At 50.8% G+C, this 1,652-nt stretch carries 1 protein-coding gene; it reads left to right on the forward strand.

Annotation, left to right across the window (positions count from 1 at the left end):
- The first annotated feature begins 105 nt into the window (after positions 1–105).
- The gene (locus NPX02_RS21070) at positions 106–1,449 is read left to right on the forward strand and encodes an IS1380 family transposase (RefSeq protein ID WP_260296032.1); all 1,344 of its coding nucleotides are present in this window, start codon (positions 106–108) and stop codon (positions 1,447–1,449) included.
- Positions 1,450–1,652 lie beyond the last annotated feature (203 nt).

Below are 1,652 nucleotides of genomic sequence, written 5' to 3' on the forward strand. Positions count from 1 at the left end.
CCTGAATCCGTAACTTGAGATCGCACTGATACAGTATTTGTACCGTAATTTACAGCATATTTTGCTAAAATCCATGCTCACAAGACATCACCTGATGAGTGAATAATGAAGCGCTTCAAAATCGAACGTTCGGATGCCGATATTATCAGCCATGGTGGTTTGGCACTTATTGGTCAGGCCGTGAAGCGCCATACAAATTTCACGCGTGAGGTTGACGCGCAAATTCCGCTTCGGCACGGCATAAAGCATTCTGATGTGCTGAAGAGCTACCTTGCCATGCTGTGCCTTGGTAAGAACGACTTTGAAGCCATCAATACGATTGAAAGTGAATTCTATTTCATGAGTGCCATGGATATCGGCGATATCCCGTCCGAAGCCACCCTGCGCCAGCGCATGGATAATCATGCCGAGGCGTTCTTGCCCATCGTCGAAAAGGCGAGTCGGGATTTCCTGATCCATATTCAGCCAACGCTGGAGCCCTTGAAAACGGGCCACATTCCGCTGGATGCCGATGTCACACCCATGGATAACAGCGGCAGCCACAAAGAAGGGGTATCGAGAACCTACAAAGGTTGCGATGGTTACGCCCCGATGCCGGTTTACCTGGGGCAAGAGGGTTATTGCCTGGAATTTGAGTTGCGCGCAGGCAAGCAACATTGCCAGAAGGACACACCGGCCCTGCTGGACAGGGCGTTGCTCCACGCCCGTCAAATCACTGATCAACCCCTGCTGCTCAGACTCGACGGCGGCAATGACTCAATTGAAAATATTGACCTGGTTCTTGAACACAATCAGGCATTCACCGACAGAATACCCGTGGACTTCCTGATCAAGTGGAACCCCCGAAAGGAAAGCAAGGACGACTGGCTTGCCTATGCCGAGCAGCATGGAACCTGGGAAACGCTGCGTGACGGAAAACGTGTTGCCGTATTCAGTGTCGACCATCAACGGCAATGGAAAGGCTATGAGTACAGGGTGCGGCGTGTGATGCGCCTGGTTGAGCGAACCATCGACAGGAAAGGGCAACTGCTGTTGACGCCAGAGATTGAATTGGAAGGCTGGTGGACCAGTTTATCCATTGATGAACCAGAAGTGATACAACTCTACGCCGATCACGGTACCTCGGAGCAGTTTCATAGCGAATTCAAGACAGACCTTGATATCGAGCGCCTGCCATCGGGAAAATTCGCCACCAATGCACTGGTATTGGGTGTCAGCATGCTGGCCTACAATATTTTGCGCTGGGTTGGCCAGAATGGTTTACTGGGTCCTAACTCGCCAAAGCGAAACAAAGCGAAAAGGCGACGGATTAAAACGGTGATGCAGGAACTGATGTATGTGGCGGCGCGCATTGTAAGAACATCGCGTTCGATCAAGCTGTCGTTTGGGAGGGGCTGTCGCTCACTGCAGGCCTTCAGCGCCGTCTACAAAGCGCTGGCTTACGGCTAACGAAACGGATACTTCCCGTGCGTTTGTTAATGTTGGATGGGATAGTTGTCAGTCGAACAGGGTAAACCGTTATCATTTTCATTTGCTCGTGAAAAAGCAGACTGAAAATGGCATTATCCGGCGCAATACGTCGTTGGTTTTACTGAGTTCTTCGGTAATGTTTTTTTGCTGAGCAAGTGCGCTCGTGAAGCTACGGATTCAGG

This window comes from Sedimenticola hydrogenitrophicus (assembly GCF_025175675.1).
Lineage (GTDB): Bacteria > Pseudomonadota > Gammaproteobacteria > Chromatiales > Chromatiaceae > Sedimenticola > Sedimenticola hydrogenitrophicus.